This is a genomic window from uncultured Thiocystis sp. (genome assembly GCF_903866365.1).
Lineage (GTDB): Bacteria > Pseudomonadota > Gammaproteobacteria > Chromatiales > Chromatiaceae > Chromatium.
Window position 1 is genome coordinate 20,421 of the sequence record NZ_CAIPNF010000466.1, and the last position, 21,976, is coordinate 42,396.

General features: G+C 62.8%; 20 protein-coding genes and 1 pseudogene. 17 read left to right on the top strand and 4 right to left on the bottom strand.

Features of this window, described 5'->3' with window-relative positions; genetic code table 11:
* Nucleotides 1–53 precede the first annotated feature (53 nt).
* The 10 genes from QZY07_RS25655 to secF all read left to right on the top strand — a co-directional run bounded on the left by QZY07_RS25655 (nt 54) and on the right by secF (nt 11,323).
* Nucleotides 54–260, top strand: a complete 207-nt coding sequence (locus tag QZY07_RS25655; RefSeq protein ID WP_295408984.1) for a CopG family transcriptional regulator — start codon at nt 54–56, stop codon at nt 258–260.
* Between the two features lie 286 nt (nt 261–546).
* Nucleotides 547–3,447: a ribonucleoside-diphosphate reductase subunit alpha gene (locus QZY07_RS25660; RefSeq protein WP_363184868.1), complete on the top strand. Its 2,901-nt coding sequence runs from the start codon at nt 547–549 to the stop codon at nt 3,445–3,447.
* A 199-nt stretch (nt 3,448–3,646) separates the two neighbouring features.
* Nucleotides 3,647–4,060, top strand: coding sequence for a flagellar assembly protein FliW (locus QZY07_RS25665; protein ID WP_295408986.1), 414 nt, complete (start codon nt 3,647–3,649; stop codon nt 4,058–4,060).
* A 43-nt stretch (nt 4,061–4,103) separates the two neighbouring features.
* On the top strand, nt 4,104–5,048 hold the full coding sequence (locus tag QZY07_RS25670) for a 1-deoxy-D-xylulose-5-phosphate synthase N-terminal domain-containing protein (protein ID WP_295408988.1): 945 nt from the start codon (nt 4,104–4,106) through the stop codon (nt 5,046–5,048).
* Nucleotides 5,048–6,055 carry a transketolase C-terminal domain-containing protein gene (locus QZY07_RS25675; RefSeq protein ID WP_295408990.1) on the top strand — a complete coding sequence of 336 codons (1,008 nt, stop codon included), beginning with the start codon at nt 5,048–5,050 and terminating at the stop codon, nt 6,053–6,055. The genes QZY07_RS25670 and QZY07_RS25675 overlap by 1 nt, the downstream gene beginning before the upstream one ends.
* Before the next feature lie 103 nt (nt 6,056–6,158).
* Nucleotides 6,159–6,731, top strand: coding sequence for a Uma2 family endonuclease (locus QZY07_RS25680; protein ID WP_295408993.1), 573 nt, complete (start codon nt 6,159–6,161; stop codon nt 6,729–6,731).
* Between the two features lie 15 nt (nt 6,732–6,746).
* Complete coding sequence (locus tag QZY07_RS25685) at nt 6,747–7,883, top strand: RuBisCO large subunit C-terminal-like domain-containing protein (RefSeq protein ID WP_295408995.1); 1,137 nt, start codon at nt 6,747–6,749, stop codon at nt 7,881–7,883.
* A gap of 143 nt (nt 7,884–8,026) precedes the next feature.
* Complete coding sequence (yajC, locus tag QZY07_RS25690; RefSeq protein WP_295408997.1) at nt 8,027–8,359, top strand: preprotein translocase subunit YajC; 333 nt, start codon at nt 8,027–8,029, stop codon at nt 8,357–8,359.
* A gap of 162 nt (nt 8,360–8,521) precedes the next feature.
* Nucleotides 8,522–10,378: a protein translocase subunit SecD gene (secD, locus tag QZY07_RS25695; RefSeq protein ID WP_295408999.1), complete on the top strand. Its 1,857-nt coding sequence runs from the start codon at nt 8,522–8,524 to the stop codon at nt 10,376–10,378.
* A gap of 12 nt (nt 10,379–10,390) precedes the next feature.
* The gene (secF, locus tag QZY07_RS25700; RefSeq protein ID WP_295409001.1) at nt 10,391–11,323 is read left to right on the top strand and encodes a protein translocase subunit SecF; all 933 of its coding nucleotides are present in this window, start codon (nt 10,391–10,393) and stop codon (nt 11,321–11,323) included.
* A 197-nt stretch (nt 11,324–11,520) separates the two neighbouring features.
* Here secF and QZY07_RS25705 read toward each other — a convergent pair whose 3' ends face one another.
* The 3 genes from QZY07_RS25705 to QZY07_RS25715 all read right to left on the bottom strand — a co-directional run bounded on the left by QZY07_RS25705 (nt 11,521) and on the right by QZY07_RS25715 (nt 14,263).
* Nucleotides 11,521–12,648, bottom strand: a complete 1,128-nt coding sequence (locus QZY07_RS25705) for an FAD/NAD(P)-binding oxidoreductase (protein ID WP_295409003.1) — start codon at nt 12,646–12,648, stop codon at nt 11,521–11,523.
* A 75-nt stretch (nt 12,649–12,723) separates the two neighbouring features.
* Nucleotides 12,724–13,563, bottom strand: a complete 840-nt coding sequence (locus QZY07_RS25710; protein WP_295409004.1) for a DUF3782 domain-containing protein — start codon at nt 13,561–13,563, stop codon at nt 12,724–12,726.
* A gap of 73 nt (nt 13,564–13,636) precedes the next feature.
* Entirely contained in the window at nt 13,637–14,263 is a 627-nt protein-coding gene (locus tag QZY07_RS25715; protein WP_295409006.1) for an arylesterase, read from the bottom strand.
* On the opposite strand from QZY07_RS25715, the gene QZY07_RS25720 reads away from it, so the two are divergent.
* The 5 genes and pseudogenes from QZY07_RS25720 to QZY07_RS27610 all read left to right on the top strand — a co-directional run bounded on the left by QZY07_RS25720 (nt 14,262) and on the right by QZY07_RS27610 (nt 18,868).
* Nucleotides 14,262–14,948, top strand: coding sequence for an ABC transporter ATP-binding protein (locus QZY07_RS25720; RefSeq protein WP_295409007.1), 687 nt, complete (start codon nt 14,262–14,264; stop codon nt 14,946–14,948). The genes QZY07_RS25715 and QZY07_RS25720 overlap by 2 nt on opposite strands.
* A 98-nt stretch (nt 14,949–15,046) precedes the next feature.
* Nucleotides 15,047–15,508 (top strand): DUF29 domain-containing protein, encoded by a 462-nt coding sequence (locus tag QZY07_RS25725; protein ID WP_295409009.1) that lies wholly within the window; start codon nt 15,047–15,049, stop codon nt 15,506–15,508.
* 30 nt (nt 15,509–15,538) lie between these two features.
* Nucleotides 15,539–18,034 carry an FtsX-like permease family protein gene (locus tag QZY07_RS25730; RefSeq protein WP_295409011.1) on the top strand — a complete coding sequence of 832 codons (2,496 nt, stop codon included), beginning with the start codon at nt 15,539–15,541 and terminating at the stop codon, nt 18,032–18,034.
* Nucleotides 18,035–18,063: 29 nt separating this feature from the next.
* Nucleotides 18,064–18,348: pseudogene (locus tag QZY07_RS27605) on the top strand (Rpn family recombination-promoting nuclease/putative transposase); the annotation flags it as partial.
* A gap of 244 nt (nt 18,349–18,592) precedes the next feature.
* On the top strand, nt 18,593–18,868 hold the full coding sequence (locus QZY07_RS27610; protein WP_363184874.1) for a DUF4351 domain-containing protein: 276 nt from the start codon (nt 18,593–18,595) through the stop codon (nt 18,866–18,868).
* Between the two features lie 55 nt (nt 18,869–18,923).
* Here the strand turns inward: QZY07_RS27610 and QZY07_RS25740 are convergent, their stop codons facing one another.
* Nucleotides 18,924–19,121, bottom strand: a complete 198-nt coding sequence (locus QZY07_RS25740; RefSeq protein WP_014779424.1) for a hypothetical protein — start codon at nt 19,119–19,121, stop codon at nt 18,924–18,926.
* 369 nt (nt 19,122–19,490) lie between these two features.
* Here QZY07_RS25740 and QZY07_RS25745 point away from each other — a divergent pair, with 369 nt between their 5' ends.
* Both QZY07_RS25745 and QZY07_RS25750 read left to right on the top strand, forming a co-directional pair.
* Entirely contained in the window at nt 19,491–20,534 is a 1,044-nt protein-coding gene (locus QZY07_RS25745) for a MoxR family ATPase (protein ID WP_295409014.1), read from the top strand.
* A gap of 8 nt (nt 20,535–20,542) precedes the next feature.
* On the top strand, nt 20,543–21,802 hold the full coding sequence (locus tag QZY07_RS25750) for a VWA-like domain-containing protein (protein ID WP_295409016.1): 1,260 nt from the start codon (nt 20,543–20,545) through the stop codon (nt 21,800–21,802).
* Nucleotides 21,803–21,976 lie beyond the last annotated feature (174 nt).

A 21,976-nucleotide genomic window follows, 5' to 3' on the forward strand; every position in this document is an offset into this window, starting at 1 on the left:
ATAATAATGCAATTATCATGTAAATTACATTATATGCACATCGAGAGCGTTCCATGGAAAAGCGCACCGCACGCATGACGTTTCTGATCGATCCGATCAAAAAGCAAATTTTCGAGGAGATCTGCGCCCAGCAGGATCTCACCTCGTCGCAGGTGATCCGCAGGCTGATACGCCAGTACATCATCGAGCACGCCGGGTCGCGCGAGTTGCCCGAGTGGCTGAGCGGGAGTGCGGTCAAGGCGGAAGAAGGAGCGGCTTAACAGACAAGCGCCGCCAGTTCTGCCGGACGCGGAGTCGACGCGGGAGGGAACGTCGGAAACGGTCTGTTTTGTGTCCGCCGCCATGCCGGTCGCGCAGTGTTTTAGAGACGATTCGTCATCCTGACGTTGATCGCTTTCAAAGCGGCTTTACACAATATATTGTGGTTGACCGAAAGCAAGGATCGTTTATATTGATCTTCCTCGCAAGCCAGTCCTGTCGTCAGCCACCTTTTTGGCCAGCCCTGATCGACCTTAGACAGACCAGAATCAGACTATCGGAGGAGCCATGTCCGCCAACCGCCCGTCACATTTGCATCCGATCTCCGCCCAGGACGCCCGCGCCGCGCCCGTCGTCAAGAGCGACGCCCACATTCCCGGCAAGGTGCAGGTGATCCGGCGCAACGGCCAGGTCACCCAGTTCGATCCCAGCAAGATCATGGTCGCCATGACCAAAGCCTTTCTGGCGGTCGAAGGCGGTTCGGCGGCAACCTCCAGCCGCGTCCATGACCGGGTGCGCGAGCTCGTCGAACAGGTCAGCGCCGCGCTGACCCGACGCCTGCCCGGCGGCGGCAGCGTCCACATCGAGGATATCCAGGATCAGGTGGAACTGGCGCTGATGCGCGCCGGCGAGCACAAGGTCGCCCGCGACTATGTGCTCTACCGCGAGGCGCGCGCCCGCGAGCGCGCCGCGAAGGCCGCCGCCAACACCGAAATCCGCGAGAGCCACCCACTCAACGTCACTCTGGCGGACGGTTCGACCCGACCGCTGGATGTTGCGCGCATGACCCGGTTGGTGGACGAAGCCTGCCGCGATCTGGACGCGGTCGATGCCCACGCGATTCTGACCGAGACGCTGCGCAACCTGTTCGACGGCGTGCGCGAGGCCGATGTGGGTCAGGCGCTGGTGATGTCCGCCCGTACCCTGATCGAACAGGAACCCCAATACAGCCAGGTCGCCGCCCGGCTGCTGCTCGATCTGCTGCGCCGCGAAGCGCTCGGCTTTCTCGGTCTCGCCGACGGGGTCGAGACCCAGGCCGATCTGGCCGAACGTTATAGCGACTATTTCTCCGCCTACATCAAGCGTGCCGGCGACCTCGAACACCTCGACCATCAGCTTGGGCGCTTCGATCTCAAACGGCTCGGCGCCGCGCTGCGGCCCGAGCGCGACCTTCAGTTCAACTATCTCGGGTTGCAGACGCTCTACGACCGCTATTTCATCCATACCGCCAATGGCATCCGCTTCGAGCTGCCGCAGGCGTTTTTCATGCGTGTCGCCATGGGGCTCGCCATCAACGAAATCGAACGCGAAGAGCGTGCCATCGAGTTCTACGAACTGTTGTCCAGCTTCGATTTCATGTGCTCGACCCCGACGCTGTTTAATTCCGGCACCCTGCGCCCGCAGCTCAGTTCCTGTTTTCTGACCACGGTCCCAGACGATCTGGATGGCATCTACAGCGCTATCAAGGACAATGCACTGCTGTCCAAATTCGCCGGCGGACTCGGCAACGACTGGACCCGCGTGCGCGGCATGGGCGCGCATATCAAGGGGACCAACGGGAAGAGTCAGGGGGTGGTGCCTTTCATGAAAGTCGCCAACGATACGGCTGTAGCCGTGAATCAGGGTGGAAAAAGGCGAGGAGCAGTCTGTGGTTATCTCGAAACCTGGCATATCGACATCGAGGAATTCCTCGATCTGCGCAAGAACACCGGCGATGACCGCCGGCGCACGCATGATATGAATACCGCCAACTGGGTGCCGGATCTCTTCATGAAGCGCGTCGCCGAGGATCAGCCGTGGACGCTTTTCTCGCCCGACGAGACCCCGGACCTGCACGACCTCACCGGTCAAGCCTTCGAGCACGCCTATCTGACCTACGAGGCGCGCGCCGAGCGCGGCGAAATGCGGGTCAGCAAGCGGCTCAAGGCGGTCGATCTCTGGCGCAAGATGTTGGCCATGCTGTTCGAGACCGGCCATCCCTGGATCGCCTTCAAGGATCCCTGCAATCTGCGCTATTCCAACCAGCATGTCGGCGTTGTGCACTCCTCCAACCTCTGCACTGAAATATGCCTGCACACCAATGATCGGGAGATCGCTGTCTGCAACCTAGGCTCGGTTAACCTCGCCGCCCATGTGACCGACAAGGGTCTGGACGCCAAGCGGTTGCAGAAGACCGTCCGCACCGCCATGCGCATGCTGGACAACGTCATCGACTACAACTTCTACACAGTCCCCCAGGCACGTCAATCCAATCTGCGTCACCGCCCGGTGGGGCTTGGCATCATGGGCTTTCAGGATGCCCTCTATCAGGTGCGGATCCCCTACGCCAGCCCCGAGGCTGTGCAATTCGCCGACCACAGCATGGAGTACCTGAGCTATTACGCCATTCAGGCCAGCGCCGACCTGGCCGCCGAGCGCGGGCGTTATCAGAGCTTCGCGGGCTCGCTGTGGAGCCAGGGCATCCTGCCCATCGACAGTATCCGCCTCCTGGAGGAAGGGCGCGGCGGCTATCTTCAGATGGACTCAAGCCAAACGCTCGACTGGGACAGCCTGCGCGAGCGGGTCAAGAGCGTCGGCATGCGCAACTCCAACTGCATGGCCATCGCGCCCACCGCCACCATCAGCAACATCGTCGGCGTCAGCCAGTCGATCGAGCCGACGTATCAGAATCTTTTCGTCAAATCCAACCTCTCCGGCGAGTTCACCGTCGTCAATCCTTCTCTGGTCGACGATCTCAAGGAACGCGGACTCTGGGACTCGGTCATGGTCAACGACCTCAAATATTTCGACGGCTCGGTGCAGCAGATCGAGCGCATCCCGGACGAGCTCAAGCAACTCTACGCCACCGCCTTCGAGGTCGACGCCCGCTGGCTGATCGAGGCCGGCAGCCGCCGTCAGAAATGGCTCGATCAGGCCCAGAGTCTCAACCTGTATCTGCGCGAGCCCAACGGCAAAAAGCTCGATAACCTTTATAAGCTGGCTTGGGTGAGGGGATTGAAGACCACCTATTACCTGCGTTCGATGGGCGCGACCCATGTCGAGAAGTCCACCATGGCGGAGAGCGGCCGGGCCAATCGGTTGAGCGCGGTGGGCGGCAGTTATCTGTCGGCGGAGAGCGGGCAGGCGAATGGAACGGCGGCGCCGAGCGCCTGTTCGATCCTGGATCCCGAGTGCGAGGCTTGCCAATAGGCGCGAAACCGCCGGCTGGGTCGAAACCAGCCGGGTTTCCCGGCATTGCCGAGTTGCAGGCCGTCGCTTCATGTCGGCCACTTGCCGCGCGAGCAAGCCGGTCCCGCAGGTTTGCGATGCTCGTAACGCTTGCCCCTGAGTCATTTCCATGCGATTTTCAGCTGCGGTTTTCCGCGTTCATTAGACTGAGGATTGCATCATGACCGACACGACCGCCGCTTCGTCGAATCTTTTGGTTTTCCCGAAAGGCATCCCCGGTTTCGAGAACCAGACCAACTATGCCTTGTTCCACTCGGATACCGAGTCCGGACGGGTCTATTGGATGGAGTCCCGCGACTGTCCGGAAGTCACCTTTACGCTGGTGGACCCAACGCTGTATGGCCTGAATTACATGCTTGAGCTGACCGACGAGGAGCAAACCCTGCTTCAGGCCGACTCCTCGGATGACGTGGCGGTGTTTCTGATGCTGTGGAAACGGGAAACCGACGGCCAGGAGGCGCAACCTGGGCTCAATGCCAATCTTGGGGGGCCGATCCTGATCAATGTGGAAAAGCGCCTCGGCATGCAGAAGATTCTGACCACGCCGAAGGTCGCGATGAATATCTTCGAATGATGCCGAATTGAGCCCCGATCTCCTTCCAGCCGAGACACGATCCATGCCGCAAGCCTCCCTGCAATGCAACGAAGCGCCCGCGCGCGACCCGGTGCGACAGGTCGCCGACGCGATCCGTCGGCGCGTGCTGGAACATACGCTGACCAACAACGGCGGCTATCTGAGTCAGGCCTGCTCCTCGGCCGAGATCCTGGCGACGCTCTATCTGCGGGTGATGCGGCTCGGTCCGAGCACCGCCCCGCTGGTGCCGCGTCCCTTCGCCGGCGTTCCGTCCGCAACCAATCCGCGCGCCTTCACCGGCGCCGATTACAACGGCCCTAGGGCGCCGGAGCTAGACCGCTTCATCTTCTCGCCGGTCCACTATGCGCTGGTGCTCTATTCGCTGCTGATCGAACTGGGGCGGCTCGGGCCGGATGCGCTGGACGAGTTCAACCAGGATGGCAGCACGGTCGAACTGATCGGTGCCGAGCATTCGCCGGGACACGAGGTCACCGCCGGTTCGCTGGCCCAAGCGATCAGTCAGGCCGGCGGCATCGCGCTGGCGCGCCGGCTGCGCGGCGAGACCGGGCGGGTCTGGGTCTTCATGTCCGATGGCGAGTTTCAGGAGGGCCAAACCTGGGAGGCGTTCGCCGCCTTGGCCCATCATCGGATCGGCAATCTCGGCGTCTATGTCGACGCCAACGCCCAGCAGTGCGACGGTCCTATGGCGTCGGTCATGACCGTCGAGCCGCTGGCCGAGCGCCTGCGGGCCTTCGGCGCGGAGGTGCATGAGGTGGACGGGCACGATCCCAATGCCCTGGCCGCGCCCGCCGAGTCGACCGCGCCGCGCGAGCGCCCGCTGGTGGTCCTCGCCCGCACCGATCCCTGTCGCGGCATCGAACGGCTGCGCGAACGCGCGCCCAAACTGCACTATGTCCGCTTCAAAAATGGTCAGGAATTCAATACCTATCAGGCCCTGCTGGCCGATCTGCGCGAGGGGGCGAAGTGATGGAGACGATCCAGCGACCCCATCACGGCAACCTGATCCGCTGGGCCAAGGATCGTCCCGAGGTGCTGGTGCTTTCGGCGGATCTCACGGCATCCTGCGAGGCCGACGGCTTCCGCGACGCCTATCCCGAGCGTTTCTTTTCGATGGGCATGGCGGAGCAGAACATGATGGGCTTTGCCGCCGGTCTGGCGCGCGAGGGCTTCACGCCTTTCGTTCACACCTTCGCGGTCTTCATCTGCCGACGGCCCTTCGATCAGGTCGCCATGTCGATCGCCTATCCGAATTTGCCGGTGCGCTTGATCGGCTTTCTGCCCGGCATCACGACCGCCGGCGGCGTGACCCATCAAGCCATCGACGATGTTGCCCTGATGCGTCTGCTGCCCAATATGACCGTGCTCGAATGCGGCGACGCGACCGACGTGGAATCGGTGCTGGAGGTCGCCCAGGCCGTCGCGGGGCCGGTCTATGTCCGCATGCTGCGCGGCGAGGTGCCACGGTTATTCGATCCCGCCGAACCCATGGCGCTCGGTCGGTCGCGCGTGTTGTGCGAGGGCAGCGACCTGGCGGTGCTGTCCAGCGGCATCTGTACCGAGGGGGCGATGCGCGCGACTCAGGTACTGCGCGAGCGTGGCTTTTCCATCGCCCATCTGCACGTCTCGACCCTCAAGCCCTTTGACGATCCGCGGGTGATCGAGGCGATCGACGGTGCCAGACTCGGCGTCGTGACAATGGAAAATCACGGCATCGTCGGCGGGCTGGGTTCCGCCGTCGCCGAGTTGATGGCCGAACAGGGGTTGGGCAAACGACTGATCCGCATCGGGCTGCGCGACACCTATGCCCATGGCGCGAGCCGGCGGTATCTGATGCGCGAATACGATCTGGATGCCATGGCGCTGGTGCGGGCGGTCGAGACCTTGAGCGGCGAGCGGCTCGGCCTGAGCGAGGCGGCGCTGGCCGAGGTTCGTCTGGAGACCATGCGCCCGTTGGAAAAAACCGAGGATCTGTGACGGGCACCCTTGGAATCGCCGACGTGCCGTCGGCTCCTCTCCGCCAGGGCGAGCCGGACAGAGGGCTATACTTCGAGGATCGAGACCGATGAGGGGTTCCAGCATGGCACAAACGCAGACTCAGCCCGAATTATCGACCTATGCCGATTACCGGACCTGGCCGAACGAGCGGCGCGACGAACTGATCGAGGGCATGGCGTATGCGATGGCTCCGGCACCGAGTATCAATCATCAGCGCATGGTGTTGAGTCTTGCCGCTCAAGCGCGGACCGCGCTCCAAGGCAAACCCTGCCAACCCTTCATCGCGCCGGTCGATGTCCTCTTTCCGCGCATGAACGAGCAGGATGACGCTGTGCAAACCGTCCTCCAGCCGGATGTCTTCGTGGTCTGCGATCCCTCTAAAATCGAACCTCACGCCATTCGGGGCGCGCCCGATTGGGTGGTCGAGGTGCTGTCGCCGGGCAGCGCCTCGCGCGACCATATCGCTAAGCGACGGATCTATGAAGCCGCCGGGGTGCGCGAATATTGGCTGGTCCATCCCGAGGATCGCCTCCTGATGATCTATCGTCTCGAACAGGGCGTTTATGGCAGGCCGGACGTTCAGGAACTCACCGGGACGACCAAGGTTGGCATCCTGCCCGAGGTGGCGATCCAGTGGGACGAGACGCCTGACTGACGCGCAAGGTACCGAATGACGCGAGACCAAATACTTTCGTTGAGCGGCGAGCGTTTCACCGCCGTCTACCGCATCGTCTGCAAGCCAGCCGAGGCCGAGGCGCGCGCCCGCGACATCTGCGTGGAGCAGACCATCGAGTTTCCCGAGGCATTGGTCACGGATGCGTCGATCCGCGACCAAGTCATCGGTCGGGTGCTGTCGCTGCAAGCGGTCGGCGAGGATCGTTTCGAGGCACTGATCGGCTATCCGGTCGAGGCGGCGGGACGCGAGCTGACCCAGCTCATCAACGTGCTCTTCGGCAATATCAGCATCAAGCCGGGCGTGCGGCTAATCGGTTTCGAGTTGCCCGAATCGCTGGCGCGCCAGTATCGCGGTCCGCGTTTCGGTCAGTCCGGGCTACGGGCGCTGGTCGATGTCCATGACCGGCCATTGCTCTGCACCGCCATCAAGCCCATGGGTCTCTCGCCCGTGGCGCTGGCGGATCTGGCCTATCGACTGGCGCTGGGCGGCATCCATCTGATCAAGGACGATCACGGTCTCAGCGATCAGACCTTCTGCCGCTACGAGGAGCGCGTCCGACGCTGTGCCGAGGCGGTCGAGCGCGCCAATCGCGAGACCGGCCAGCGCTGTCTTTATCTGCCCAACGTCACTGCTCCAGCGGGGGAGATCGCGAGTCGCGCACGCCTTGCGAAAGATGCCGGCGCGGGCGGCCTGCTATTCTGTCCCGGACTCGCTGGATTCGACGCCATGCGCGCCCTGGCCGATGACGACGAACTGGCCCTGCCAATCCTGAGCCATCCGGCCTTTCAGGGGACGTTCTGCGTGCATCCCGACGCGGGGCTCTCGCACGGCGTGCTTTATGGTCAACTCAACCGGCTGGCGGGCGCCGACGCGACCATCTTCCCGAGCTGGGGCGGGCGTTTTGCGTTCACTCAAGCGGAATGCCGCGATCTGGTCGCGGGGGCAACCCGTCCCATGGGCGAGCTGCGAACAATCTTTCCCGTGCCGGGCGGCGGGATGCGGCTGGATCGGGTCGCTGAGCTTCGTGACTTCTATGGCCGCGACTGTATCCTGTTGATTGGCGGCGATCTGCATGCCCAGGGGACGGATCTGGTCGAAAATTGCCGTCGCTTCGCGGAACTGACGGCCTAAACCGCCTCCGCGCTGTATCTTCTCCGCCGCTGTGCGATAATCCGGCGCCAGCATTTCCTTGGCCGTCTCGGGATTGACCGACACGGACCGCTTCACGTCACTGGATCCCGCTTGCGGATCCGCGTACCGATCGGGAGTCGATTATGAGCTTTTTAATCTCCGACGCGCTCGCCCAGGGCGAGGCCGCCGCCTCCGCCGGCGATTCGTTCATCGCGCTGCTGCCGCTGGTGTTGTTCGCGGTGGTCTTTTATTTTCTCCTGATTCGTCCCCAGGCCAAGCGTCAGAAAGAACATCAAAAAATGGTCGAGTCACTGGCGAAGGGCGACGAGATCATTACCGTTGGCGGCATCGCCGGTCGCATCAACGAGATCGGCGAAAACTTCATCCTGGTCGAGATCGCCGATGGCGTTCAGGTCAAGGTGCGCCGCGCGACCATCGAATCCGTGCTGCCGAAGGGCACGCTGAAGGAACTCTAAACTTCCCACTGCATCCGCATCGAGAGGCCGCGGACGCTCTAGCGCCCGCGTCTTTCCGTGCGGATTTGGTCGCGTGCGTCTCTGGCTGACAGCGCGACCGGCGTCTCCCCTCGCACCTGCCCCGCGTGCCGTTGCGACCAGCGATGTAGAGATCAAACTGCAATGAACCGATATCCCCTGTGGAAGAATCTGCTGATCCTGGGCGTGATCCTGGCCAGCCTGCTGCTGGCCTGGCCGAACCTCTACTCTCAGGATCCGTCGATCGAGATCACCGCCGCGCGCGGCGCCGAAGTCACCGAGGCCAGTGTCGGCGAGGTACGCGCCGCGCTTGAAAATGCCGGCGTCCCCGTCAAGGGCATCGAAACGCGCGAGGGCGGAAAACTGCTGGTCCGCTTCGCGGCGTCCAGCGATCAGTTGAAGGGCCAGGAAGCCATCGATCGATCGCTCTCGAAGCGTTACCGCACGGCGCTGACTCTCTCGGCCGATCTGCCTGGCTGGATGCGGGCGATTGGGCTCAAGCCGATGAATCTGGGTCTGGATCTGCGCGGCGGTATCCATGTCGTCATCGATGTCGACATGGACGCGGCGTTGGATCAGGCGCTGGAGCGCAATCTCGGAGATGTCCGCACCCAGTTGCGCGACAAAAAGATTCGCTACCTGACCGTGACCCGCGAGGGCGCGCACATCCTGATCAAGTTCAACGACGCCGAGTCCCGCGATGCGGGCTCGAAAGCATTGAGCCGGGAGTTTCAGGATCTGACGGTCCAGACGAGCCAGGAAGGCGATCAGTATCTGGTCCAGGCCAGCCTGCCGGAAGCCGAGCAGCAACAGATCAAGGATTTCGCGCTGGAGCAGAACATCACGACGCTGCGCAATCGGGTGAATGCGCTCGGCATCGCCGAGCCCAGCATCGCCCGTCAGGGCGAGCGGCGGATCGTGGTGCAGTTGCCGGGCGCTCAGGATCCCGGTCGACTGAAGGAAATCCTCGGCGCCACCGCGACCCTGGAGTATCGGTTGGTCGATACCGAGGGCAGTGTTGCTGACGCCGTTGCTGGACGGGTTCCGGTGGGCAGCAAGCTGTATTACGAGCGCGACGGGAAACCGATCCTGCTCAAGCGCCGGGTCATCGTCACCGGCGACCAGATCACCGACGCCTCGGCCGGATTCGACGGCCAGAGCGGTTCGCCAGCGGTCTTTGTCAACCTCGACGGCCAGGGCGCGCGCCGGATGCGCGATGTCACCACCGAGAATGTCGGCAAGCCGATGGCGGTGGTCTTCATCGAAAACCGCACCACCACCGAAACCGTGGACGGCAAGCCGGTCAAGACGACCCGCAAGGTGGAAGAGGTCTTCAGTGTTGCCAACATCCGCGAACCCTTCGGCTCGCGCTTTCAGACCACGGGGCTCGACAGCAGCAACGAGGCCCACAACACGGCCCTGCTGCTGCGCTCGGGTGCGCTGGCGGCGCCCATCCAGATTGTCGAGGAACGCACCATCGGACCCAGCCTGGGTCAGGACAACATCAATCAGGGGCTCTTTTCGGTGGTGATCGGCTTGGGTCTGGTCGTGGTCTTCATGGGGCTTTACTACCGCGTCTTCGGCGTGATCGCGAATCTGGTTCTGATCCTGAATCTGGTGATGATCGTCGCGGTGCTGGGCGCGCTGGGCGCAACCCTGACCATGCCGGGGATCGCCGGCATGGTGCTGACGATCGGCATGGCGGTGGATGCCAACGTCCTGATCTTCGAGCGTATCCGCGAGGAGGTCCGCATCGGCAACTCGCCCCAGGCGAGTATCGCCACAGGTTATAACAAGGCGCTGTCAAGCATCATCGATGCCAATGTCACGACCCTCATCGCTGCAATCATGCTGTTCAGTTTCGGCACCGGACCCGTCAAGGGTTTCGCGGTGACGCTGACGATCGGTCTGATCACCTCCATGTTTACCGCCATCACCTGCAGCCGCGCCGCGATCAATCTGCTCTACGGCAATAAGCGGTTGAAGACCCTGCCCGTTTAAGGACATCACGCCATGATCGCCATCAAGCTCCCCAATCTGGATTTTCTGTCCCAGCGTCATCGCGCGCTGGTTTTTTCCGGCGTGCTCATCGGCGTCAGTCTGCTCTCGCTGGCGGTGCTGGGGCTCAATCGCGGACTGGACTTCACCGGCGGCACTCTGATCGAGGTCGGTTACAAAGCCCCGACGGATCTCGCGGAGGTCCGCGCGGCGCTGAGCGAGGGCGGATTCGGCAACGTCATGGTCCAGCAGTTCGGCACCACCCGTGACGTGCTGCTGCGCATCCCGCCGGTGGGCGAGGTGAACGACGCCGAACTCAGTCAGCGCGTCCTGCATGCCTTGAACCAGGCGGCCCCCGATCAGGTCGAGTTGCGCCGGGTCGAGTTCGTCGGTCCTCAGGTCGGCAAGGAACTGGCCGAACAGAGCGGTCTGGCGGTGCTCTTCTCGGTCATCGGGATCCTCATCTATGTCGCGATGCGCTTCGAGTGGCGCTTCTCGGTCGGCGCGGTCGTAGCTACATTGCATGATGCGATCGTGACCATGGGGGTGTTTTCGCTGTTCCAGATCGACTTCGATTTGAATGTGCTGGCAGCGGTACTGACCGTCATTGGCTACTCATTGAACGACACCATCGTGCTGTTCGACCGGGTGCGCGAGAATTTCCGCAAGGTGCGCAAGGGCACGGTGCTGGAGATCATGAACCAGTCGGTCAACGAGACCATGTCGCGCACCATCATCACCGCCGGCACCGTGTTCCTAGTCGTGGTGGCGCTCTATCTCTTCGGCGGGGAAAGCCTGCGCGGCTTCTCGCTGGCGCTGATCATCGGCGTTGTCTCTGGCACCTACTCCACCATCTATATCGCCAGTGCCGCAGCCGTCATGCTTGGCGTGAGCCGCGCCGATCTGTTGCGGACGCCTAAGGAAGCCGAGGCAGACGGTCGCCCCTAAACCGCGTCCGTCATGATCTACGTTGTTTTGAGTGATCGACCAGATTGACGCTCACCCGTGACTGTCATCGCTAACGCGATTTAAATAATTGAAAAGATTCAATATTTAAAACGCATCCGCGCTGACGTCGGTTGGTTCGGACGAGGCTGAACGGAAGCACGAACCACGCCTGCCACACCGGACGCGGATGAAGCGGCTTAACGGAAACGTCGCAGATACAACCACTCGAAGAAGCGCTTCAGCCAGTGGAAGACGCGCATCGAGGGCAGCACCAGATTATAGTTTTCGGTGCGCGCCACCAACATGCCGCTATCGTTCGTATCGACGATACAGATGAGTTCCACCTTGAAAGTCTCCCTGGGTTCGCGCCCCGCGAACTCGGCGGCCAGATTGCGCGCTGCGGCGCGCGCCTGAAGATCCGCCATGTGGGCCTGCTTGGGCATCCAGTCCGGCCCCGGAAAACTACCCGAATCGCCCGCTACGTAAACCCGCTCCAGGCCGGGCACCCGGCACTGCGCATCCCCCTGAAGCAAACCGCCCGATGAACGCGGCAGTTCGGTGTTGTCGAACCAGGCGTTCCCTGTCATGCCAGGCATGAAAAGGATGAGATCGGCGTCGAACTCGCCACCCTCGGTCGTCACCTTGCTGGCCGAAAAGCCCTTGAGCTTGTGCCCCAGATGGGTCGCGATGTTGCGCCGCTTCATCTCGGCCAGGAGCCCGCCCACGGCCTTGGGTCCGAGCCGGTTGCCGGGGCGCTCGGCGGGCGTGAAGAAGATCAGGCTGAATTGGTCGCGCCGTTTCTCCTTGCGCAGTTGATTGTCCATCCCGAACAGAAATTCGAAGATGGGGCCCCCACGCATCGAACTTTGTTCGTTCGGGTTGCTCGCGAACCCCATGGCGATATGTCCGCCGTCCATGGCTCGGACGCGGTCGCGAATGGCCTCGGCGGCGGCGATGCCCTCGCAGGGCGTAATGGCGTGTTCGATCCCAGGTAGTTTCTTGATGAAGCGTCCACCGCTGGCGATGATGAGACCGTCATTTTCGATTGGCCCGCCGGTCGTTTCCAGGATGCGCCCATCCTGGCTCAGGCCGGTCGCCTCGGCGGACAGATGCCGGATCTTCATCCGCTCGAAAAACGGCTTCAGGTCGATCCGCAGGTCATCGCCCGTGCGCAGTCCGCAGGGAACCCAGATCAGTCCAGGGTAGTAGATGAACTCCGCCTTCGAACTGACCACGGTAATGTCGAGATCGGCCTTGGTCTGGCGCAGGCTTTGGATGGCGGTCAGGGCGGCGAAGCCGGATCCGACGATAGTGACACGATGCATGTAAGACTCCAATCGATCGAGGAAGTGTTCAGTTCAGTCATGCGGGCACTTGGGTCGACGCTGGCGAGCGGCTGGTTACAGGGCGTTCACCTCGACCGAATCGCCGTAAGTTTCAATCCCCAGCCGTTCGGCGACCTTGGCGGCGCGGGCGTCGATCATGGGTGAAATCACGATCAGCCGGTTGGCCGTGCGCCCATGCCGCCGCTCGTAAAAGCGCGCCTTGCGCTCGAAGATATACATCCCCGCCTTATCGATCGAGGATTTCAACTCGCAGATCAAAAGCAGTCCGTTCTGGATGATCACGTCCAACTCCACCTGGTCCGGCCGGCCAAAGACTTCGCCAGCATCGTCATAGTCATTGACGTTGATGACCTGAACGCCAAAATTCTCTTCCAGTATCCCGGCCAGCGCGTCGCGAAACGCCTTTTCGGACTGCAAACCCCAGCGAGCGCCCAAGGCGCCGATCGAGCGATCGAATTTTTTTGCCTGGGCCATGATTTCTTCATGGACCTGCTGGAATTCCCGCCGACTTTCTTCCCACTTGCGATCCGATTCCTGCTTATGCTCGTCCCATTTACTGTTTTGTTCATCCCACTTGCGTTTATCTTCCTGTTTCTGTTCATCCCACTTGCGTTTATCTTCCTGTTTCTGTTCATCCCACTTGCGTTTATCTTCCTGTTTCTGTTCATCCCACTTGCGTTTATCTTCCCGTTTCTGCTCGTCCCATTGACGGGCCTGTTCCTCCCGGTCGCGGCGCAATTCGGCCAGGATGTCGTAAAAACGATCCTGGGTTTCCGCCCGCCCGGCATATTCCGGTCGCGTGATGTCCAGAATGAAGGCGCGCAGGGCGGGGTCGTCCCGCACCAGTCCCGGCAGTTCGCGCTTGATGGTTTCTTTCAAGGTTTCCGTATTCATCCGTCATTCTCCAGTCTGAGGAGTCCCGTGAATCCAAGAGTAATATCGGGGCATCCGGGAAGAAATGCGACGTTCATGAGCCGCTTCCCGAGGTCGCGCGCACCAGTGGCTCAAGCGCCGGCCAGACGTTCTCCAGAATCCGCCCCTGGGCCTCGTCCGTGGGGTGAATCCCGTCGGGCTGCATGAGATCCCAGTGCTCGGCCACGTTCTGGAGCAGATCGGGAACGAGCGCCACGCCTTCGGTCTCGCCGACCGTTTGGAACACGCCTTGAAACTCATTGGTATAAGCCGCACCGTAGTTGGGCGGCAACCGCACGCCGACCAGCAAAATTCGGCTGTCGACGGCCCGAGCCTGGAGGATCAGCGCGCTCAGATTGTCGCGAATCAATTGGACATCGAGACCGCGCAGACCGTCATTGGCGCCCAACTCGATGACCGTGACCGCCGGGCGATGCCGTTCCAGCAGCGAGGTCAACCGCGTCAAGCCGCCAGCCGTCGTGTCCCCGGAAACGCTCGCGTTGACCACCTGATGCGGGAGACCGGCTTGTCTCAGACGCTGGTCGAGCAGCCAGACCCAGCCGTCCTCGCGGTCGAGCCCGTAGCCGGCGCTCAGACTGTCGCCGAGCAAGAGGACGACCGAGGCTTGCGCGAGAACGACCGCGGGTAGCAACAGGACAATCATCAGGAGTCGTCGGATCATGTCAGTGCAATCGGCTCAAGCCGTCTCCAGTGCGATGGGGTTGGGCAAGCATGTTAACGGTCCGGTCGGTGGCTTGACCATCCTCGCGGGATTGGATCTGGAGATCGGGGCCGGCGAGGCGGTGGCCATTCTGGGCGCGTCCGGGTCGGGCAAATCGACCCTGCTGGGTCTGCTGGCGGGTCTGGACGACGCCACCTCGGGCGAGGTCTGGCTGTGCGGCCAGCGCATTGGAGACTTAGACGAGGATGGACGCGCGGAGTTGCGCAGCGGTCGGGTCGGTTTCGTGTTCCAGAACTTCCAGCTTCTGCCGACCCTGACCGCGCGCGAAAACATCCTGCTGCCGCTGGAGCTGACGGGCGATGCACAGGCCGCGCAGCGGGCCGACGAGGCGCTGGAGCGGGTCGGTCTGACCGCGCGCGCCAGGCACTACCCGCGCCAGCTCTCCGGCGGCGAGCAACAGCGGGTTGCCATCGCCCGCGCCTACGCGCCGCGTCCCACCGTGCTTTTTGCCGACGAACCCACGGGCAATCTGGATCAGGTCACCGGCGAGCACATCATCGACCTGCTGCTCGACCTCCGACAGGCCGCCGGCGCGGCGCTGGTGCTGGTCACCCATGATCTGCGACTCGCCGAACGCTGTGACCGCCGGTTGCGCATGGACAACGGGCGTCTGATGCCTTTTTGATCGTTGTCGGTTGTCAGATATCAGCGTGGCGCAATCCTGGGTTTTATAATCAGGATTCAATGGTTTCTGAACATTTTTCCAGCAATGGGGTTGGTCGCATGTCCGCCATCACAGCCGAATCCACCGACTACGAGCAGGACTATTACGCCTGGCTGATGGAAAGCGCCGAACTCTTGCGCGAGGGTCGTCTCCACCACCTCGACACGGTCCATCTCGCCGAGGAGCTTGAGGACATGGGAAAAAGCGAACGGCGAGCCATCGAGAGTTACCTCAAAGTATTGATCGTTCATCTACTTAAATGGTGTTATCAACCGGAGCGGCGAGGCGCGAGTTGGGAGCTTTCCATCGCGAATGCGCGCGACGCGCTCACCCGACGCCTGTCCGACAGCCCCAGCTTGCGCGCGCAATTGCCTGATTTGGTCCAGGTGCGCTACGCCAATGCACGTCGACACGCAGCCCTGGAGACGGGGCTAGCCATCGAGACATTTCCCGTCGACTGTCCATTGACCGTCGAGCAACTGCTTGACGATGCGTTTTTCCTCGGAGCAGACGCGGTTTAATCACCTGACAACTGGAACCTGACAGCTGATATGGCAACGAACGCATGGCGCATCTCGCTCCGTCTGCTGCGCCGGGACTGGCGCAGCGGCGAACTCTATCTGCTGTCCGCCGCGTTGATCCTGACGGTCGCGGCCATCACGGCGGTGGGGTTCTTCACCGACCGGGTCGAGGCCACCATGGAGCGTCAGGGTAGCGAACTGATCGCCGCCGACCTTGCCATCGAATCATCCTCGCCGCTACCCGCGAGCCTCCAGGACGAGGCCGAGACACGCGGGCTTGCCCGTGCGCGCCTGCTGGAATTCCGCAGCATGGCGGTCGCCGAGCGGGCGCCGCAACTGGTCCAGATCAAGGCGGTCGATCCCGCCTATCCGCTGCGCGGTCAATTGCGCCTGCGCGATGGCTTCGACCGCCCGGAGCGCGCCGTCCCCGGCGGACCGCCGGCGGGCGAGATCTGGGTCGAATCGCGCCTGCTGCGACTGCTCGGGGTCGACATCGGCGCCATGTTGGGGCTGGGCGAGTCGCGGCTGCGCATCGGTGCCATCCTGAGCCACGAGCCCGACGAGGGCGGCAGTCTTTTCAATCTGGCGCCACGCGTGCTGATGAACCACGCCGATCTGGACGCGGCCGGGCTGATCGGGCCCGCCAGCCGCGCCACCTATAAATTGTTGCTGGCCGGCGATGCCGTCACGGTGGACGGTTTCAAACGTTGGGCGGAACCGCGACGTTCGCCCAACACCTCGCTCAACGACGCCAGCGACGCGCGGCCCGAATTCGCGTCCGCCGTCGACCGTGCCTCGCGCTTCCTCCGTCTGGCGACACTGGTCACCCTGTTGGTCGCGGGTGCGGCCATCGCCCTGGCCAGTCATCGGCTGGTGGAGCGTCAAACCGACGCGGTGGCCGTCATGCGTTGTCTGGGCGCGCCGCGCCATCTGCTGATCCGGATCTTCGTCCTGCGACTGGTGCTGTTCGGGCTGGCCACCAGTCTGCTTGGCTGTCTGCTCGGCTGGCTTGGACAACTGGGATTGGCCGCGGCGCTCTCGGACTGGTTCCCCACCGATCTGCCTCCAGCGTCGCTCGCGCCGGTCGCGGTCGGGATCGCAACCGGCATGATCGCATTGCTCGGGTTCGCGCTCCCGCCGCTGGTCCAGCTCGCCAAGGTGCCGCCATTGCGCGCGCTGCGCCGGGATCTGGGGACACCCCGCGCCTCCGCCGCGCTCACCCTCGCGGCGGCTGGACTGGCGCTGTCCCTGCTGATCGTCTGGCAGGCCAATGACTTCGCGCTCGCCTGGAAGCTGCTGGTCGGCGTGCTCGGCGCTCTGGCGAGCCTGATCCTCGTGGTGCTCATGCTGGTGCGTCTGGCCGGCGGTCTGGCGGGTCGGGCGCGGGGAATCTGGCGGCTCGGACTGGCCGCCCTGGCGCGGCGTCCGAGCGGCGCGGTGTTGCAGATTTCCGGCTTCGGGATCGGCATCCTGGCCCTTCTGCTGCTCGCCGTGGTGCGGGTGGATCTGCTGCGAACCTGGCAGGACAGTCTGCCAGCGGGCGCGCCGAACACCTTTCTGATCAATATCCAGCCTCAGGAGGTCGCGCCGCTCAAGCAATTTCTGAGCGCATCGGGGATCGAAACGGCGGAACTCTACCCCATGATTCGCGGCCGTCTGGTCCGCATCAATGCGAACGAGGTCAAGCCGTCCGACTATGAGAATCCGCGCGCCGAACAGCTCGCGACCCGCGAGTTCAATCTGAGCTATGGAGACAAGCCCCAACCGGACAACCGGATCGTCGCCGGAGCCTGGTGGACGGACGCCACCGCCCCGCCGCAATTTTCGGTCGAAGAGGGGATCGCCGAGACGCTCGGGATCAAACTGGGCGACGAACTGGCCTTCTGGGTCTCCGGTCACGAGGTCAGCGGTCCCGTCACCAGTCTGCGCGAGGTGCAGTGGGACAGTTTCAACGTCAATTTCTTCGTCACCGCCTCGCCCGCGCTGCTGGGCGGCGAGGCGGCGACCTTCATCACCAGCTTTTATCTGTCCGCCGACCGCGAGGCGGTCATCCCGGAACTGGCGCGACGCTTCCCCAGTGTCACCCCGTTGGACGTGGACGCCATCCTCAAGCAGGTGCGTCAGGTAGTCGACCGGGGCGTGCTCGCGGTGGAATATGTATTTCTGTTCACGTTGGCCGCAGGTCTGCTGGTCATGTACGCGGGGATTCAGGCAAGCCTGGAGGATCGTCGGGTCGAACACGGCATTCTGCGCACCCTGGGCGCCGGACGCCGCGCGCTGCTGGGCAGTCTGGCCGTCGAGTTCACCGCCGCCGGTCTCTTGGCGGGTCTGCTGGCGTCGGTCTTCGCCGAGGCGACTGGCTGGCTGCTGGCCGAACAGTTGTTCGGACTGGAATTCAGCTTCAATCCGACACTGTGGGTGATCGGAGTCTTCGGTTCGGGACTGTCGATTGGACTGGCGGGCACGCTCGCCACCTATCCGCTGCTGATCCGCCCGCCGTTACAGACGCTCAGGCGAGCAGGGTAGAAGCGCATGAAACACTCGCGCGAGAGGGTATGAGCAAGAAAACACGTCACGGCCGAACCAGTCGACCCCGCAAGCCAGCGAAGCAGGCGCGGTCGCATCCGCCGCACGACGGTTTCTATAAACACATTTTCTCCCATCCCGAGATGGTCGAGGGTCTGCTGCGCGACTTCGTGGATGAGGATTGGCTGTCGACGGTCGATTTTTCCACGCTGGAGCGGCAAAACGGGAGTTACGTGAGCGACGATCTGCGCGCGCGGGAGGATGACAGCGTCTGACGGGTGCACACGGCTGGGGGCTGGATGTACGTCTATCTGCTCATTGAGTTCCAGAGCCGGGTCGATCCCTGGATGGCGCTGCGGATCATGGTGTACACCGGTCCGGATGCCTTGTGTCCAATCCTCGGCCGGCTCGTCGAACGGCTGTATCAACCCGCTCATGACAGCCTGCGTCGGGCGCTGACGGTGTGGATTTCGCGCGTTCTTTTGAAACGTCTGCTGCCAGGCGAACAACTCCCCGAAATGCAGAATTTGCAGGAGATCGAAACCATGCTCGCCGAACATGTTGAACAATGGACCGAAAACTGGAAGCAGCAAGGCTTGCGGCAGGGCCTTCAGCAGGGTTTGCAGGAAGGGCGTCAGGAAGGGCGTCAGGAGGGTCGCCAGCAGGAAGCGCGCGCTGCTCTTGCGCCTCTGTCCCCGTCGCTTCGGACCCTTATCGCCACAGGCCCAGGCCCGGTTCGAACGGGCAACGCTGGAGCAACTCGAAACCTGGGCCGATCGTCTTCTCGATGTCCAAACTCTCGATGAACTGTTCGGGGAAAATCCGCAGTCGTGACACGCACAAAAAAGGCGATCACGCCGCCTTTTTTCGAGACCCGCTCGGAGCGGTTTTAGCCCTTGACCCAGTCGCCGAAATTGTCGGTATTTTTTTCTTCGCCATCGCCGTAACCCGCCTCGTAGGCTTCGGTCAGACGCTGCTCCTCGCGCTTGGGGTTCTGCAGGAAGCCGCATTGCCAGCCTTGGATGTATTCGTCGTCGACACCGAGTTGTTCCATTTTGGTGACGGCATCGTAGTAAAACTGGTTCATGTTCGGTCTCCGGGAAAGGTCGATTGTTGAAGGCATCGTCGGTTAGGACTTGGCCGTCATATTATTGTCTGGACGGATGCAAAACCATTGGCCCTGCTCCATGCCAGTCCTCATCGTGCGAAACTCGGTTCTCGGACGAATCGTCTCCACATGGCTGGTGCGATCACGGTGACGAGAAGGGGTATAAGAATACAGCGTTTTTCTAATAGGTGACAATAAGGTTAGGCAATTGCCTTGTGGGTCAGATTGCCATGACAATGATCAATGCGAACCGCTTGTGAATCGCCCGGCGGATACCCACAGTCCTGACATTGGAAATGACGACCATGCTCCGTCGTCGCCCCATCGCCCCGAGGATCCTGTTACATCATGCGTCCAGCCCAGTTGCTTCGTGTCCTGGATCGCGAATTTTCGAGCACCGCCGAGGGCCATCATACCCCGGTCATGCTGTGGGGACCGCCGGGTGTCGGTAAGTCCCAGATCGTGGTCCGGATCGCCGAGCGTCATCATGCCCCCGTGATCGATATCCGGCTGTCGCAGATGGAACCGAGCGATCTGCGCGGCATTCCCTTCCGCGACGGCGAGCGGGTGGAGTGGGCGATTCCCGCCATGTTGCCGGACACGCAACGTCACGGTCCGGACGGGATTCTGTTTCTCGACGAAATCACCTCGGCGCCGCCCTCGGTCTCCGCCGCCGCCTATCAGTTGATCCTGGATCGACGCCTTGGCGAGTATCGCGTTCCGGAACATTGGGCCATTTTCGCCGCGGGCAACCGTCAGGGCGACCGCGGCGTGACCTACAGTATGCCGGCGCCGCTGGCCAATCGGTTCTCCCATTTCGAGCTGGACGTCAATCTGGACGACTGGGTCGCCTGGGCCTATGCCAATGCCATCGACGAGCGGGTCATTGCCTTCCTGCGGTTTCGCCCGGAACTTCTGTTCGACTTCGATCCGGCCCACCATCCGGTCGCCTTCCCCTCGCCGCGCTCCTGGGAGTTTGCCCATCGCGGCCTACGAAAATTCGAGGATCAGCCGGATCTGCTGCAAGGCGCCCTGCAAGCCTGCGTCGGACCGGCGGCGGGGATCGAACTGACCGCCTTCGTCAACAGCCTGGAACAGATGCCGGACCTGGATGCCATCGCGCGCGGCGACACCGTGCCGGTGCCGCGCGAGATCGATCTCCAGTACGCGGTTGCCGCCGCGCTGGTCGGTCGGGCGATTCGCGCCCAGTCCGACGCCAATGGCCCCGAAACGATCGGCCATATCCTGCGCTATGCCGGACGCTTTCCCCAGCGCGAAATGGGCGTGATGCTGGTCTCCGATCTGCAGCGCGCGGTCGGCAACCGACTCTTCGAGATACCGGCCTTCGCCGACTGGGCGCAGGTCGTGTCGGATGTCATGCTCTACGAGTGACCACGATCATGGCTCCCCACCCCACGGCGATCGAGACCAAACTGGCCGCGGCGCGCACCCGGCTGATCCTGGACAAGCCCTTTCTGGGCGCGCTGGTGCTGCGTCTGCCGCTGCGCGCGGCCAATTCCGATTGGTGCCCAACGACCGCCACCGATGCCCGTGCCTTCTATTACAACCCCGATTACATTCAGTCGTTGAGCCTGGATCAGACCCAGTTCATGCTGGCGCACGAGGCGCTGCATTGCGCGCTCTCGCATTTCGCGCGGCGTCAGCATCGCGTCAGGCATCGCTGGGATCTGGCCTGCGATCACGCGATCAACCCGCTGCTGATCGATGACGGACTCACGCCCCCGTCCAACGCCTTGTCGCTGTCGCAGTTCAAGGGGCTGACCGCCGAGGAAATCTATCCGCTGCTCGACGAGCAGGATGATTCGGAGACCCTGGACACCCACGCCTATGATCGCGACAACCGGCGCGGCGGCAGCCAGTCCGGGATGACCGAACCGAATCTCGACCGGCGCGAGCGCCCGCGGACTCCACCGGACAGCGGCGGGGAGGGCGAGGGGCGGTCAGCGAATGCCGACGGGGACGACCGGACCAGCGGCACGGCGGCCGCGCCGCGTCCGCTGAACCCGGACGAACAGGAAACGCTCGCGGTCCAGTGGCAGCAGCGTCTGGCCGGCGCGGCCCAGCAGGCATTGCAGTCGGGTAAGCTCGGCGGCGAACTGGCGCGTCTGGTCGATCATCTGCTCCAGCCCCGGCTGCCGTGGCGCATGCTGCTGGCGCGCTATCTGTCCGCCGTCGCGCGCGACGATTACAGTTATCAGCGGCCCTCCCGCCGCGAGGGCGATTTCATCCTGCCCAGTTGGCGCGGTCATCAACTCGATCTGGCGGTCGCCATCGATACCTCCGGCTCCATCAAGGATGCCGAGCTGGACGAATTCATCGGTGAAATCGACGCGCTCAAAGGCCAGGTGCGCGCGCGCGTGACTTTGCTGCCGTGCGATGTCAATCTCTGCGATGGCGCACCGTTTCGCTACGAACCCTGGGAGGAGTTTCGGCGCCCGGAAAAGATCGCAGGCGGCGGCGGAACCAGCTTTCTGCCGGTGTTTCGCTGGATCGACCAGACTGGCGCGCCGCCCGATCTGCTGATCTATTTCACCGATGCCAATGGCCCGTTCCCGGCGCTGGAGCCGCATTTTCCAGTCATCTGGCTGGTGAAGGGACGCGCCGGGGTGCCTTGGGGCCAGCGAATTCAACTCAATTAATGCAGGAACTCTGGGACAGATCATCAACTCCCATGGTAACTTCTCAATAACTCACGGCACAGCCTGAGCGGCCAAGATCCGTTCGCGCACGATTTCCGGCAAGGGCGGGATGTCTCCGATTTGCCCGATGCGGTCATTGAGGTAGTCCCAGAAGGAAATCCCGAGCTTGCGGCA